Raw genomic sequence first — 13,351 nt, 5'->3', positions numbered from 1 at the left:
AGGGGCAGGTCGCGTCGACCTCGAAGGTCTTGCTGACCTGCTGGCCCGCGTTATCGACTCCGGTTGCGGTGCCGGTGATCTGGTAGGTGTTGCCGGTCTTGGTGGCCTTGGCGCTGTTGCCGGGGGCGCCTTCGGTGAAGCTGAGAACCACGCCGTCGACCGTGCCGAGACCGGCGCTACGGACTGCGGAGGCGTCCTGCTCCAGGCCGACGATGACTCCGGTGATGATGTCGCCGATGGCGATCGAGAACTTGCCCTGGTTCGTTTCGCAAACCACCGGCCCGCTGACATTCTGCGGCTGGCCGCCGATGATGACCTTCGTCTCACCGCCGGCGGCCGGCGGGGCGGAGGCGGCGGAGCTGCCGGCTGCGCCCGATGGCGTCGCCGTAGCGGACGAGGTGGCCGGGCTGGAAGCCGGGCTGGAGGAGGTTCCGGACGATTTCTCGTCGTTGGAGCATCCGGCCACGCCTACGACAAGGGTCGCCGCGCTCAGGGCGACCAGCAGCTCACGGTTCACCAATGTCTCCTTCAATTGATCGGCACAGCACAGATGTTGAACAAGAAGTATGGCCGCCCGCTTGCCGTCTGCATAGGCACCGCTCAGTGACTGCGCAGGCCGGCCACGAATTCCCGGGCCTCTTCCCAGGTGGGGAGTAGACCGGAGGCGCGCACGTCGGCAAAGCTGGCCGCGGCGGCGTCGCGGTCGGACAGGCTGGGCGGCTGCCCGTCGACCAGCGGCCACTGGATCCCGATCGCCGGGTCGGTGGCGCAGATGGTGTGCTCGCGCTGCGGATTGTATTCCGCCGAGCACAGGTACATCGCGGTCGAATTGTCTTGCAGTGCAAGGAAGCCGTGCGCCAGTCCTTCGGAGATGTAGATCGACCGGTGGTCTTTGTCGTCGAGCAGGACGGAGTCCCACCTGCCGAATGTCGGTGAGCCGACCCGGATGTCGACGACGACATCGAACAACGCGCCGCGCACGCAGGTGACGTATTTCGCCTGGCTAGGCGGCAACTGGGCGAAGTGCAGTCCGCGCAGCACACCGGCCGACGACACCGAGCAGTTGGCCTGCCGGACGTCCAGGCTGTGGCCGGCAAACGCGGTGAACCCACTGTCGGTCAGCCACTCGAAGAAGACGCCGCGGGGATCGCCGTGCAGGGTCGGGGTGATTTCCCAGGCACCTGGGATGTCGAGTTCCCTGACTTTCATGTCACTGACCGCGCTTCTCGTATCGTGCCTCAGCGGCGTCTTTGACCGGCCGCCACCATGATTCGTTGTCGCGATACCAGTCGATCGTGGTGCGCAGCCCTTCCTCGAAATCGGTGTGCTTCGGCGCCCAACCTAATTCGTTGCACAACAGGGACGGATCGATGGCATAGCGCAGGTCGTGGCCGACCCGATCGGTGACGTGGTCGAAGTCGTCGGGATCGCGGCCCATCAGCCGCAGCAGCGTGCGCAGCACGGTCAGGTTGTCACGTTCGCCCTCAGAGCTGATCAGGTAGGTGCGGCCGGACTCGCCCTTCTCCAGGATGCGGCGCACGGCACTGTTGTGGTCCTCGACGTGGATCCAGTCGCGCACATTGTGGCCGCTGCCGTACAGCTTGCACCGCCGCCCCGTGAGCACGTTGGTGATCTGGCGCGGAATGAACTTCTCGATGTGCTGGAACGGGCCATAGTTGTTGGAGCAGTTCGACAGGGTCGCCCGCACGCCGTAGGACCGCACCCAGGCTCGCACCAGCATGTCGCTGCCGGCCTTGGTCGCCGAGTACGGGCTCGACGGGTTGTAGGGCGTGGACTCGGTGAACCGTTGCGGGTCGTCGAGTTCCAGGTCGCCGTATACCTCGTCGGTCGAAATGTGGTGCAGGCGTACCCCGTTGCGCCGCACCGCTTCCAGAATGGTGAATGTTCCGACCACATTGGTGTGCAGGAACGGCTCCGGATCGTCCAGGGCATTGTCGACGTGGGATTCCGCCGCGAAATGTATGACGGCATCGGACTCGGCGACCAGCACCGAAACCAGCTCGGTGTCGCAGATGTCGCCCTCCACCAGCCGGATGGAGTCTGCGACGCCGGCCAGCGACTCCCGTCGCCCGGCGTAGGTCAGCGCATCGAGAACGGTGACGGAGTCCTCGGGGTGTTCGCGCACCGTGCTGTGGACGAAGTTCGCTCCGATGAAGCCAGCCCCCCCGGTGACTAGTAGCCGCATGGCTACAAACCCTAACTGGTGAGCGCCAGCGCTCCTGCCAGTTCGGTGAGCGCGGGCACCAGCCGATCCGGCCGCGAGGAACCCAGTACCTGGACTGCGACATGGTCGGCGCCGGCGTCCAGGTGTTCGTTGAGGCGGTGTGCGATCGCGTCCGGTGTGCCGTAGGCGACCAGGGCGTCGATCAGCCGGTCACTGCCCGGCTTGCGCACGTCTTCGTCGGTGAAGCCCAGGCGCAGCCAGTTGTTCACGTAATTGCTGAGACCCAGATAGAAATCGACGAATTTGCGGGCGACGGCGCGCGCCTCGTCCGCGTCTTCTTGGTCCGGGAAAGTGAGCACCACCTTGTGTTCCGGCGCCAGGAATACCGTGTTTCCCACCAGTTGGCGGGCGGTGCCGGTGTGCTCGGGCGTGGTCAGGTAGGGGTGCGCGCCCGCGCTGCGCTCGGCCGCCAGGCGCAATACCCGGGGCCCGAGTGCGGCGAGCACCCTGCGGCTGTTGGGCACCATGCCGGTGTCCAACTCGTCGAGGTAGGACGTCAGAGCGTCGTAGGGTTTCTGATATTGCTCGGTGGCTTCGGGGTGACCCACGCCGATACCCAGCAGGAACCGGCCCGGATGCGCGTCCTCGATGCGGTGGTAGGACCTGGCGACCTCTTCAGCCGGTGCCGTCCAGATGTTCACGATGCCGGTGGCCAGCTGCAGCCTGGTGGTCTGCGCCAGGGCGGGTTCGACCCAGGCCAGTTCGGCGTCCGGTGACGCGCCGATCCACGCGGCACCGTAACCCAGCGACTCGATTTCGCCGGCCAACTCCGGGGCGAGTGAGCGGCTGCCCAGCCACACGCCGAACTTTCCCAGGTCGGGCTTGAGTGAAACGGATTCAGTCATCGCGGTACCTATACCCGTTTACAGCCCCAGCGCCCCGGCCAATTGGGCCAGTGCGGGGACCAGGTCTTCGCTGCGGGTGAGAACCTGCACCGGCACGTGGTCGGCGCCGGCGTCGAGGTGCTCGCGCAGCCGTGCCGCGATCGCGTCGGTGGTTCCGTAGGCGACCATCGAGTCGACCAGCCGGTCGCTGCCCGGTTTGGCCAGATCTTCGTCGCCGAAACCCAGTCGCTTCCAGTTGTTCAGGTAGTTGGCCAGGTTGAGGTAGATGTCGAGGGCCTTGCGTCCCACGGCGCGGGCCTCGGCAGGGTCGGTGGTGAGAACCACCTTGTGTTCGGGCGCCAGAAACGCCGCCGGCCCGATGAGTTCCCGCGCTGTCGCGGTGTGCTGGGGCGTCGTCAGATACGGGTGCGCACCGGCCCCGCGTTGGGCGGACAGTTTGAGGACGCGTGGGCCCAGTGCCGCTACTACTCGGCGGTTGGCGGGCACGCCGTACTCGTCGAGCTGGTCCAGATATTCGCTGAGAGCGTCGTAGGGCTTGCGGTACTCGCTGACGGCCTCGCGATGGCCGACGCCGATGCCCAGCAGGAAACGGCCCGGGTAGGCCCTGTCGATCCGGTGGAAAGAGTCGGCGACGGGCTTGGCCGGCGCCGTCCAGATGTTGACGATCCCGGTCGCCACCTGCAGCGTCGTGGTCGCCGCCAGGATCGGTTCCACCCAGTCCAGTTCCGCGGGCGGGGAGCCCCCCACCCAGACGGCCCCGTAACCAAGTGCCTCGATCTCCCTCGCTTGTGCCGGGGAGACACCGCGTCCGAAGGATCCGAAACGGCCGAGGTCGGGCTTGCTGTCAGCAGTAGCGGTCATGGTCGCTCCAACCGCCGTGGCGGTGCGGGCATTCCGCTTTGGCGCGGATCCGTGCGCTTTTTGCGTCGAGCGTGCCGCTGCGGGTATCGTGGACCAACGGTGCGGCGTCCGTGCCGACTCTTGGCGTGCCCTATCTGAAATTTCTTCCGGGAATTTCCATTATCGGCTCACGTTTTGTAGTCCGGACGAATGCTGCGCCAAACCAGGAGCACGGACGAAAAGTAGAGGATCCCCGAAAAGTAATGGCCAAGAAGGACGGTGCCATCGAGGTCGAGGGCCGCGTGGTCGAGCCCCTGCCCAATGCGATGTTTCGCATTGAGCTGGAAAACGGCCACAAGGTGCTCGCCCACATCAGTGGCAAGATGCGGCAGCACTACATCCGCATCCTGCCCGAGGACCGGGTGGTCGTGGAGTTGTCTCCGTACGACCTGTCCCGGGGCCGCATTGTGTACCGGTACAAGTAACGAAACACCCAGAGACCAGAGAACAGGACCGAGACTGCCGTGAAGGTGAACCCGAGCGTCAAGCCGATCTGTGACAAGTGCAGGGTGATCCGTCGGCATGGACGGGTCATGGTGATCTGCCAAGATCCGCGCCACAAGCAGCGGCAAGGCTGATCGGCTAGACACACAACTGAATGCTGACCTCCCAGCACCACTGAGCGAATACGTCGTTCAGACACGCCCGGACGGAGGCCGGGCCCCGCTAGCCCCTCGAGGGAGACCCAATTCGGGTTGCGGGAACGGACTGGGAAAAGACCTCCGCTGAGAAAGAGGAAACGCCACCTATGGCTCGACTAGTAGGCGTCGATCTGCCGCGCGATAAGCGGATGGAGATCGCGCTGACGTACATCTTCGGCATCGGCCGCACCCGCTCGAACGAGATTCTGGCGGCCACTGGCATCGACAAGAACCTGCGCACCAAGGACCTGACCGACGACCAGCTGACCCATCTGCGTGACTACATCGAAGCGAACCTGAAGGTCGAGGGTGACCTGCGCCGTGAGGTGCAGGCCGACATTCGTCGCAAGATCGAGATCGGCTGCTACCAGGGTCTGCGACACCGTCGCGGTCTGCCCGTGCGCGGCCAGCGGACCAAGACCAATGCGCGGACCCGTAAAGGACCCAAGCGCACCATCGCAGGCAAGAAGAAGGCCAGGTAGAACCCGATGCCACCAGCCAAAAAAGGGCAGGGAACGTCCGCTAAGAAGGGACAGAAGACCCGCCGCAGGGAAAAGAAGAACATCCCGCACGGTGCCGCCCACATCAAGAGCACGTTCAACAACACGATCGTGACGATCACCGACCCTGCGGGCAACGTGATCGCCTGGGCCTCGTCGGGTCACGTCGGCTTCAAGGGCTCCCGCAAGTCCACACCGTTCGCCGCGCAACTGGCTGCGGAGAACGCCGCGCGCAAGGCTCAGGAGCACGGTGTGCGCAAGGTCGATGTGTTCGTCAAGGGCCCGGGCTCGGGCCGCGAGACCGCGATCCGGTCGCTGCAGGCCGCCGGCCTGGAGGTGGGCGCGATCTCTGACGTCACCCCCCAGCCGCACAACGGCTGCCGTCCGCCCAAGCGTCGCCGCGTCTAGGTCTAGGAGGACATACCCATGGCTCGTTACACCGGACCCGTCACGCGCAAATCCCGCCGGCTGGGCACCGACCTCGTCGGTGGCGACCAGTCCTACGAGAAGCGGCCCTACCCACCCGGCCAGCACGGCCGCGCCCGGGTCAAGGAGAGTGAGTATCGCCAGCAGCTGCAGGAGAAGCAGAAGGCGCGCTTCACCTACGGCGTGATGGAGAAGCAATTCCGTCGCTACTACGAAGAGGCCGTTCGCCACTCCGGCAAGACCGGCGAGGAGCTGCTGCGGATCCTGGAAAGCCGGCTCGACAACGTCGTATACCGCGCCGGTCTGGCGCGTACCCGGCGGATGGCGCGCCAGCTCGTCAGTCACGGTCACTTCAGCGTCAACGGCGTGCACGTCAACGTGCCCAGCTACCGGGTGTCGCAGTACGACATCATCGACGTGCGCGACAATTCGCTGAACACGGTGCCGTTCCAGATCGCGCGGGAGACCGCGGGCGACCGCCCGATCCCGAGCTGGCTACAGGTGGTGGGGGAGCGGCAGCGCATCCTGATCCACCAGCTGCCTGAGCGCACCCAGATCGACGTTCCGCTCGCCGAGCAGCTGATCGTCGAGTTCTACTCGAAGTAACGGACTTTCGAGCCGGCCGGCTCGAAACCCCAACGGCATCAAATAGCGGGTGCCGAGAAGGAGAAGAAGAAACACCATGCTGATCTCTCAGCGGCCCACCCTGTCCGAGGACATCCTCACCGACAGCCGGTCCCAGTTCGTCATCGAACCGCTGGAGCCGGGATTCGGTTACACCCTTGGCAATTCGCTGCGTCGGACGCTGCTGTCGTCGATCCCGGGCGCGGCCGTCACCAGCATCCGGATCGACGGCGTCCTGCACGAGTTCACCACCGTGCCCGGCGTCAAGGAAGATGTCACCGACATCATCCTGAACCTCAAGAGCCTGGTGGTGTCCTCCGAGGAGGACGAGCCGGTCACCATGTACCTGCGTAAGCAGGGCCCGGGTGAGGTCACCGCGGGCGACATCGTGCCGCCGGCCGGCGTCACCGTGCACAACCCGTCCATGCACATCGCGACCCTGAACGACAAGGGCAAGTTGGAGGTCGAACTCGTCGTCGAACGCGGCCGCGGTTACGTGCCGGCAGTGCAGAACCGGGCTTCGGGCGCCGAAATCGGCCGCATCCCAGTCGATTCCATCTACTCGCCGGTGCTGAAGGTCACCTACAAGGTGGACGCCACCCGTGTCGAGCAGCGCACGGACTTCGACAAGCTGATCCTCGACGTGGAGACCAAAAGCTCGATCACCCCGCGCGACGCACTGGCTTCGGCCGGCAAGACCCTGGTCGAATTGTTCGGCCTGGCACGCGAACTCAACATCGAGGCCGAGGGCATCGAGATCGGGCCGTCGCCGGCCGAGGCGGACCACATCGCCTCGTTCGCGCTGCCGATTGACGACCTGGACCTGACTGTGCGGTCCTACAACTGCCTCAAGCGCGAGGGTGTGCACACCGTCGGCGAGCTGGTCTCCCGCACCGAGTCCGACCTGCTCGATATCCGCAACTTCGGGCAGAAGTCCATCGACGAGGTCAAGGTCAAGCTGCACCAGCTGGGTCTGTCGCTCAAGGACAGCCCGCCGAGCTTCGACCCGTCCGAGGTCGCCGGCTACGACGTCGCCACCGGTACCTGGTCCACCGAGGGTGCCTACGACGACACGGACTACGCCGAAACCGAACAGCTCTAAGCGTTCTCGACTCTAAGGAGCGTCTGCAATGCCCAAGCCCACCAAGGGACCTCGCCTCGGCGGGTCGTCTTCGCACCAGAAGGCGATTCTGGCCAACCTGGCTACCTCGTTGTTCGAGCACGGCCGGATCAAGACCACCGAGCCCAAGGCGCGGGCGTTGCGGCCGTACGCGGAGAAGCTGATCACCCACGCCAAGAAGGGCACGCTGCACAACCGGCGTGAGGTGCTGAAGAAGATTCGCGACAAGGATGTGGTGCATACCTTGTTCGCCGAGATCGGTCCGTTCTTCGCCGACCGTGAGGGCGGCTACACCCGCATCATCAAGGTCGAGAACCGCAAGGGTGACAACGCTCCGATGGCGGTGATCGAGCTGGTTCGGGAGAAGACGGTGACCTCGGAGGCCGATCGGGCCCGCCGGGTGCAGTCCTCGAAGAAGGCTGCTCCGGTGGCTGCCGCCGCAGCGCCGCAGGCTGCGGTGGAACCGGAAGAGGCCGTCGGTCCGACTGCCGAGGAGGCCACCGAGACCGAGCCGGCTGACAAGGCCACCGACACCGAGCCGGCTGACGAGGCCACCGAGACCGAGGCTGACGAGGCTCCCGAGAATTAATGGGGACGTCCGTCTTCGGCTCGACATCGCCTACGACGGAACGGATTTCGCGGGCTGGGCCGCACAAGCGGAACAGCGCACGGTCGCCGGTGTGCTCGACGAGGCACTGACGACCGTGTTCCGCGCTCCGGTGCGGGCACGCGCGGCCGGACGGACCGACACGGGCGTTCACGCCGCCGGACAGGTGGCTCATGTTGACGTGCCGACCGAGGCCTTGCCCCGTGCCTACTCGAGAACGGCCCGCCCGGAAGATCCGGAGTTCGGACCGTTGGTGCGCCGGTTGGCCAGGTTCTTGCCGGCCGATGTCCGGGTCCTCGACATCACCCGCGCCCCGGCCGGTTTCGATGCGCGGTTCTCAGCCCTGCGCCGACACTATGTCTATCGGTTGTCGACGGCGCCCTACGGTGTGGTGCCGCAGCAGGCGCGTTTCGTCACCGCGTGGCCGCGTGCGCTGGACCTGGATACGATGACCGACGCATCGCGAGAACTCTTGGGGCTGCACGACTTCGCGGCGTTCTGCCGGCACCGCGAAGGAGCGACCACGATCCGGGAGCTGCAACGCCTGGACTGGACGCGCGACGGGGACCTGGTCATTGCGCACGTGAGCGCCGACGCATTCTGCTGGTCGATGGTGCGCTCGCTGGTCGGCGCACTGCTGGCCGTCGGTGAGCATCGGCGAGACCCGCAATGGTGTCGCGAACTCCTCAGTGCGACAGCTCGGTCCAGCGACTTCGCGGCCGCGCCGCCGCAGGGGCTGACGCTGCTGCGGGTGGACTATCCGCCGGATGACCAGCTCGCTTCGAGAACGACGATCACCCGGGACCTGCGTAGGCGTTAACCCGCCGATGGTGGCCGGCCCATGACGGTGAGGCGGACCCCGTACCGCGGACCCGAACCTGCTCCGCCCCGCCCCGGGTTGCCGGCTGGTATGCCGCCCAGCACGTTTCCTGACGGGGCGAACTCGGCCGGCTCGACCACATCGCTGACCCACTCGGAGGCCGGGATGGCGTGCGGCACCGCGTTTGCCCCGGTCCAGCTGGGCGGTACCGACAACTTACCGATTCCGCCCGCTGTTCCGGCCGCCGCCGTCACAGGTCCGGTGCTCACCGATTGAGCGGCGACGCCCACGGCCGCAGCGGCCTCTGGGGCGGCGGCCGCCGGCAACAGCCCAGCGCTCTTGGCGGTTGCGGCGAAGAAGCTGGCGATCCCGGCGCCGAAGAAGGGCAGTCCCAGCGTGTCGTAGAAGAAGTTCGCGAACGGCGCGTACCACTCGAGGAACCGCTCGATGGGCCCGGCTGTCTCGGCCAACGGCGAAGCGAGCCCGCTTAATGCGCCCGGCACCTTGGCGACCAGCTGCGCAAGTGTGGAGTGGGTGGCGCCGGCGGCGGTGGCGGTGGCGCGGCCAACGGCGTTGGCCTGGGTGCCCGCCGCACTCGGGCTGGTGGTCTGCGGCGGCTCGCAGTAGGGCGTCACCGCCGAGGCGCTGGCCGACGCGGCGGCGTACCCATACATGGCAGCCGCGTCCTGAGCCCACATTTGGGCGTACTGGGCTTCGATGGCCGCGATCGCTGCGGCATTGCTGCCCAAGAAATCCGTATTCACCAGTGACGTCAGCTGAACACGATTGGCCGCGATCTGCGGGGGCGGTACCGTCGCCAGGAAAGCGGTCTCATACGCGTCGGCAGCCAGGCGCGCGTGGACGGCCGACTGCTCGGCCTGGCCGGCGGTGTTGCGTAGCCAAGCTACATAGGGTGCTATCGAATCTGCCATCGCCGCCGACGAAGGGCCCACCCATTGTTCGGATCGCAGCAGATCGATCACTCTTTCGTATTCAGTTGCGGTCGCGGCTAATTCGGCAGCAAGTGTGCTCCATGACGATGCTGCGGCCAACATCGGGACCGACCCTGGCCCGGAGTACATTCGCATGGAGTTGATCTCCGGCGGCAATGCCCCAAAATCCATTTGCGTCTCCTTGGTCAGATTCCTGTCGGCGGGTGCGGCATCACTTTGAAGCGTCGCCCATATCGGCGGCGGCCGAAGGCCGCGGTGCGACCCTCGTTCATCGGCGATACTGCGGAAACCGGCCAGCTCGGCGTGATGCTGGCCGGTTCGATGGTCTCGGAAATCGCCTGGCTGCGAAGATCCCTCGCAAGCGTCGAGGAGACCCAGCTCGGTGGCACCGACATCAGGCCAACACTGCCGGATTGCGCCCGGCCCGCTGCGACGGTAGCCGTGAAAGTCGCTGCGAGAGGGGGACTCACCGATTCGGCCGCCGCCGCGCCGACGGGTGTGCCGGCGGCTTCGGGCAAGAACTGTTGGGCGAACATGGTGGCCAACTGGATGATTCCGATGCCGAAGTAGGCCAACCCCCATGTGTTGACCAGCGCGTTCCAGTCGTTGGTCGGAAGGATCGGTAACCGCTCGGCAAAGCCGTTCGGCTTGGTGTTGTTCGGCGGCGGGCCGAATGGAGTCAGCGTCGAGGCGGCGGCGGAGGTTTCCGCGTAGTCGGACATGGCTGCGGCGTCTTGAGCCCAGAACTCCGCGTACTCCGCCTCGGTGGCTGCGATCGCGCCGGCGTTCTGCCCGAAGAAGTTCGTTGCGATCAGCGACAGCAACAGCATTCGGTTCGCGGCGATGACCGGCGGCGGCACGGTCATCGCGAAGGCTGCCTCGTATGCCGCGGCAGCGGCCCTGGCCTGCAGTCCAGTCTGCTCGGCCTGCGACGCCGTCGTTTTCAGCCAGGCCACGTAGGGAGTGACCGCGGCGATCATCTTCACCGATGTCGGGCCCCTCCAGTGCAGGTCGGTCAATCCCGAGAGCACCGCCTGGTAGCCGCTGGCCGCCGATCCCAGTTCTGCCGCCAGCCCATCCCAGGCGGTCGCGGCGGCCAGCAGGGGACCGGAACCGACCCCGGCGTACATGCGCCCGGAATTGATCTCGGGTGGCAACGCCCCGAACATGTTTGGGTGCAATTGCATGTCAGTAGTGGTCCAGGCCTTCTCGAGCGGGGATACGGCGGCCCGCTGCGGCATCGATGAGCAGCGTGAAGACAGGTCGCAAATAATACGTTACTGCAATAGTATCTGCAGTACACTAAATTCGCCGCCGGGGCGGCTACTCCGTGCGCGGCAGCACGTGTTCGCCGTCGCCGTCGGTGGACAGACACAGGGAACAGACGTGAGCGTTGTGAACCTGGCAGGCAACCATGTCGGGCCGCTCGTAGTCGCGCGAGCAGACGTGGCACTCGAGCTGTTCGGCCGAAGGGTTGCCGTGTTCGTCATACATCGGCAGATCGATGCCGTCGTCGGTGCGGCGCAGGTAGTACCTGCCTCTGGTGCAAACGGCGAGGACCGGCGGCAGCACCGACGCGAGGGCGATCGCCACCAACGGCGAGTATGGCTTCAGTGCCGCGCCCAGGCCTCCGAAGAATGCGATGAACGACAGGCCCGCGGCAGCCAACATCGAACCGAAACCAACCGGGTTGACGGCGTACAGCATGCCTCGGCGGAACTCGGGCGTACGCGGGGACAGGCCGAGTAGATATTTGTTGAAGACGATGTCGGAGGCCACCGTCACCACCCACGCCATGGCGCAATTGGCGTAGCAGCCCAAGATGGTGTTGAGGAAGTCGAACATGTTGGCTTCCATGAGGATCAACGCGATGCCGAGGTTCACCGCGAGAAACACCACCCGTCCGGGGTAATGCTTGGTGATCCGGGTGAACGAATTGGTCCAGGCCAGGGAACCCGAATAGGCGTTGGTCACATTGATTTTGATCTGGCTGATAACGACCAAGGTCACCGCGAGAGCGAGCGCCAGCCAACCAGGCATGAAATTGCGGTAGATCTGCACGAACTGATGCACCGGCAGGTCGGCGTTCGCTGCACCGCCCGGGATATTGCAGATGAGGTAGACCGCCAGGAAGAGCCCGATGACCTGTTTGACAGCACCGAAAATCACCCAACCGGGTCCGGCGAGGACCGTCCATGTCCACCAGCGACGGGAGTTCTGCGGCGTTCGCGGCGGCATGAACCGCAGGTAGTCGATCTGTTCGGCGATCTGGGCGATCAGCGACAAGCACACGCCGGCGGCAAGCAGAACTGAGCCGACGCTCAGCCCGCCGGATCCGTCCTTGCCGGGATAGCCGAAAAACTGACCGATCGAGTGCGGATGACTGATCACCAGGTAGGCAAACGGTGCCACCATGAGTGCCAACCATAGCGGGGTGGTCCAAAGCTGAAGCTGGGAAAGAACTTTCATGCCGTACATCACGAGCGGAAAGATCAGCAGGGTGGAACTGGCGTATCCCAGCCACAACGGCATGTGCAGGCCCAGCATGAGGCCCTGGGCCATGATCGAGCCCTCGAGCGCAAAGAAGATGAAGGTGAACGTCGCAAAGATCACGTTGGTGACCACCGACCCGTAGTAGCCGAATCCGCTACCGCGGGTGATCAGGTCCAGGTCGATGTTGTAACGCGCGGCGTAGTAGGCGAGCGGAAACCCGGTGGCCGAGACGACCAGTGCGAAGACGGCGATGCCCCACAGCGCATTCGCGGTACCCCAGCTGATACCGATGTTGGCACCGATCGCAAAGTCCGCCAGATAGGCGATGCCGCCGAGCGCGGAGATCCCGACGACCGCGGGCGACCACCTCCGGTAGTGCCGTGGGGCGAACCGCAGCGTGTAGTCCTCCAGCGTTTCACCGGCCGCCCCCATGCGGTCGTCGCCGGTGTGGCGAGTGTCGTCGACCTCCGTCCTGACACTGTGCATCGATCCTCCCGCGCGCCAACCTGCCAATGAACTGCCAAGTTCCTTGGCAGTCGCTGGAAGCAAAACCTAAGTGGGTCAACGTCTTTGGTGAGGTCTAGTGATACTAGCCGGGCGGCGGCCGGTGATGCCAAATTCGTGCTAGAGCTTGCCCGCGACGAAGTTTGCGGCCTCATTGGTCAGGCCAGGCACGTAACCCGTGTGTGCCTTCCACACATTCCCGTCCGAGCAGATCGGGTCGCCCGGGTTGCACAGGTTGAGGATTTTGCCGCCGAATTGCGGGCTCAGGGCGGTCAGCAACCCGCCGGCTCGGCCGGACGGATTGCCGAACAGCGCGACGGCCGACACATGGTCGGCGGCCTCGGGCGGCAACGGCTGGTTGAAGCCGAGACCGGCTAGCGGTGCGGCGGTGACGATATCCATTACCGCGGCGCCCTGGGAGTAGCCGCCGAGTACCAGCTTCGTGTTCGGGCAGCCATTGGCCATCTGCTGGACGTGGCTGCTGGCGTCGTTGGCGCCGTCGACGGCGGCCAGAAAGTCGTCGCTGGCCGGGTAGTTCACACCGTAGGCACCGATGTTGCGTCCGGTCTGCGACCGCAGCGAGCCGACCAGCGCGTTGCCCACCCGGCCGAGGCCGGGCGGTTCGCCGGTTCCCCGGGCGAAGACCACTTCGACATCGGGGCACGCGGCCTGC

General features: G+C 65.5%; 17 protein-coding genes. 8 read left to right on the top strand and 9 right to left on the bottom strand.

The features are described 5' to 3' along the window. The 5 genes from AC5Y7D_RS30325 to AC5Y7D_RS30305 all read right to left on the bottom strand — a co-directional run. Nucleotides 1-517: lipoprotein LpqH (locus AC5Y7D_RS30325; protein WP_499929793.1), on the bottom strand; the 517-nt coding region annotated here is incomplete at its 3' end. A gap of 83 nt (nucleotides 518-600) precedes the next feature. Beyond that, the gene (gene rfbC / locus AC5Y7D_RS30320; RefSeq protein WP_499929791.1) at nucleotides 601-1,209 is read right to left on the bottom strand and encodes a dTDP-4-dehydrorhamnose 3,5-epimerase; all 609 of its coding nucleotides are present in this window, start codon (nucleotides 1,207-1,209) and stop codon (nucleotides 601-603) included. 1 nt (nucleotide 1,210) lies between these two features. Then, on the bottom strand, nucleotides 1,211-2,206 hold the full coding sequence (gene rfbB, locus AC5Y7D_RS30315; RefSeq protein ID WP_499929789.1) for a dTDP-glucose 4,6-dehydratase: 996 nt from the start codon (nucleotides 2,204-2,206) through the stop codon (nucleotides 1,211-1,213). A gap of 11 nt (nucleotides 2,207-2,217) precedes the next feature. Beyond that, nucleotides 2,218-3,090, bottom strand: coding sequence for an LLM class F420-dependent oxidoreductase (locus tag AC5Y7D_RS30310; protein WP_499929787.1), 873 nt, complete (start codon nucleotides 3,088-3,090; stop codon nucleotides 2,218-2,220). Between the two features lie 18 nt (nucleotides 3,091-3,108). Further along, nucleotides 3,109-3,951: an LLM class F420-dependent oxidoreductase gene (locus AC5Y7D_RS30305; RefSeq protein ID WP_499929785.1), complete on the bottom strand. Its 843-nt coding sequence runs from the start codon at nucleotides 3,949-3,951 to the stop codon at nucleotides 3,109-3,111. A gap of 242 nt (nucleotides 3,952-4,193) precedes the next feature. On the opposite strand from AC5Y7D_RS30305, the gene infA reads away from it, so the two are divergent. From infA to truA, 8 genes are all read left to right on the top strand, one after another. Continuing rightward, a complete protein-coding gene (infA, locus tag AC5Y7D_RS30300; protein WP_003418601.1) occupies nucleotides 4,194-4,415 on the top strand; it encodes a translation initiation factor IF-1 in 222 nt (73 codons plus the stop codon). 39 nt (nucleotides 4,416-4,454) lie between these two features. Next, nucleotides 4,455-4,568 (top strand): 50S ribosomal protein L36, encoded by a 114-nt coding sequence (gene rpmJ, locus AC5Y7D_RS30295; RefSeq protein ID WP_003886927.1) that lies wholly within the window; start codon nucleotides 4,455-4,457, stop codon nucleotides 4,566-4,568. Nucleotides 4,569-4,738: 170 nt separating this feature from the next. Next, the gene (gene rpsM, locus AC5Y7D_RS30290; RefSeq protein ID WP_499929783.1) at nucleotides 4,739-5,113 is read left to right on the top strand and encodes a 30S ribosomal protein S13; all 375 of its coding nucleotides are present in this window, start codon (nucleotides 4,739-4,741) and stop codon (nucleotides 5,111-5,113) included. A gap of 6 nt (nucleotides 5,114-5,119) precedes the next feature. Beyond that, entirely contained in the window at nucleotides 5,120-5,539 is a 420-nt protein-coding gene (rpsK, locus tag AC5Y7D_RS30285) for a 30S ribosomal protein S11 (RefSeq protein WP_499929781.1), read from the top strand. An 18-nt stretch (nucleotides 5,540-5,557) separates the two neighbouring features. Beyond that, a complete protein-coding gene (gene rpsD / locus AC5Y7D_RS30280) occupies nucleotides 5,558-6,163 on the top strand; it encodes a 30S ribosomal protein S4 (RefSeq protein WP_499929779.1) in 606 nt (201 codons plus the stop codon). 76 nt (nucleotides 6,164-6,239) lie between these two features. Further along, the gene (locus AC5Y7D_RS30275; protein ID WP_499929777.1) at nucleotides 6,240-7,283 is read left to right on the top strand and encodes a DNA-directed RNA polymerase subunit alpha; all 1,044 of its coding nucleotides are present in this window, start codon (nucleotides 6,240-6,242) and stop codon (nucleotides 7,281-7,283) included. Nucleotides 7,284-7,311: 28 nt separating this feature from the next. Continuing rightward, a complete protein-coding gene (gene rplQ, locus AC5Y7D_RS30270; protein ID WP_499929775.1) occupies nucleotides 7,312-7,890 on the top strand; it encodes a 50S ribosomal protein L17 in 579 nt (192 codons plus the stop codon). Continuing rightward, nucleotides 7,844-8,728 carry a tRNA pseudouridine(38-40) synthase TruA gene (gene truA, locus AC5Y7D_RS30265; protein WP_499929797.1) on the top strand — a complete coding sequence of 295 codons (885 nt, stop codon included), beginning with the start codon at nucleotides 7,844-7,846 and terminating at the stop codon, nucleotides 8,726-8,728. The genes rplQ and truA overlap by 47 nt, the downstream gene beginning before the upstream one ends. Here the strand turns inward: truA and AC5Y7D_RS30260 are convergent. The 4 genes from AC5Y7D_RS30260 to AC5Y7D_RS30245 form a co-directional block, all read right to left on the bottom strand. Continuing rightward, nucleotides 8,725-9,852, bottom strand: coding sequence for a PPE family protein (locus AC5Y7D_RS30260; protein WP_499929773.1), 1,128 nt, complete (start codon nucleotides 9,850-9,852; stop codon nucleotides 8,725-8,727). The genes truA and AC5Y7D_RS30260 overlap by 4 nt on opposite strands. 14 nt (nucleotides 9,853-9,866) lie before the next feature. Beyond that, a complete protein-coding gene (locus tag AC5Y7D_RS30255) occupies nucleotides 9,867-10,850 on the bottom strand; it encodes a PPE family protein (RefSeq protein WP_499929795.1) in 984 nt (327 codons plus the stop codon). A 154-nt stretch (nucleotides 10,851-11,004) separates the two neighbouring features. After that, nucleotides 11,005-12,660 carry a purine-cytosine permease family protein gene (locus tag AC5Y7D_RS30250; RefSeq protein WP_499929771.1) on the bottom strand — a complete coding sequence of 552 codons (1,656 nt, stop codon included), beginning with the start codon at nucleotides 12,658-12,660 and terminating at the stop codon, nucleotides 11,005-11,007. Nucleotides 12,661-12,798: 138 nt separating this feature from the next. Beyond that, nucleotides 12,799-13,351: cutinase family protein (locus AC5Y7D_RS30245; protein WP_499929769.1), on the bottom strand; the 553-nt coding region annotated here is incomplete at its 5' end.

The sequence above is a fragment of the Mycobacterium sp. NGS49 genome (genome assembly GCF_059812565.1).
Note: the sequence above shows the minus strand (reverse complement) of the source record. Positions and strands in the feature narration are given on the sequence as shown.

Excerpts from the sequence above, each read along its gene's own strand:
- rfbC (WP_499929791.1), bottom strand. The coding sequence starts at position 1,209 with ATGAAAGTCAGGGAACTCGACATCCCAGGTGCCTGGGAAATCACCCCG.
- rfbB (WP_499929789.1), bottom strand. The coding sequence starts at position 2,206 with ATGCGGCTACTAGTCACCGGGGGGGCTGGCTTCATCGGAGCGAACTTC.
- AC5Y7D_RS30310 (WP_499929787.1), bottom strand. The coding sequence starts at position 3,090 with ATGACTGAATCCGTTTCACTCAAGCCCGACCTGGGAAAGTTCGGCGTG.
- AC5Y7D_RS30305 (WP_499929785.1), bottom strand. The coding sequence starts at position 3,951 with ATGACCGCTACTGCTGACAGCAAGCCCGACCTCGGCCGTTTCGGATCC.
- infA (WP_003418601.1), top strand. The coding sequence starts at position 4,194 with ATGGCCAAGAAGGACGGTGCCATCGAGGTCGAGGGCCGCGTGGTCGAG.
- rpsM (WP_499929783.1), top strand. The coding sequence starts at position 4,739 with ATGGCTCGACTAGTAGGCGTCGATCTGCCGCGCGATAAGCGGATGGAG.
- rpsK (WP_499929781.1), top strand. The coding sequence starts at position 5,120 with ATGCCACCAGCCAAAAAAGGGCAGGGAACGTCCGCTAAGAAGGGACAG.
- rpsD (WP_499929779.1), top strand. The coding sequence starts at position 5,558 with ATGGCTCGTTACACCGGACCCGTCACGCGCAAATCCCGCCGGCTGGGC.
- AC5Y7D_RS30275 (WP_499929777.1), top strand. The coding sequence starts at position 6,240 with ATGCTGATCTCTCAGCGGCCCACCCTGTCCGAGGACATCCTCACCGAC.
- rplQ (WP_499929775.1), top strand. The coding sequence starts at position 7,312 with ATGCCCAAGCCCACCAAGGGACCTCGCCTCGGCGGGTCGTCTTCGCAC.
- AC5Y7D_RS30260 (WP_499929773.1), bottom strand. The coding sequence starts at position 9,852 with ATGGATTTTGGGGCATTGCCGCCGGAGATCAACTCCATGCGAATGTAC.
- AC5Y7D_RS30255 (WP_499929795.1), bottom strand. The coding sequence starts at position 10,850 with ATGTTCGGGGCGTTGCCACCCGAGATCAATTCCGGGCGCATGTACGCC.
- AC5Y7D_RS30250 (WP_499929771.1), bottom strand. The coding sequence starts at position 12,660 with ATGCACAGTGTCAGGACGGAGGTCGACGACACTCGCCACACCGGCGAC.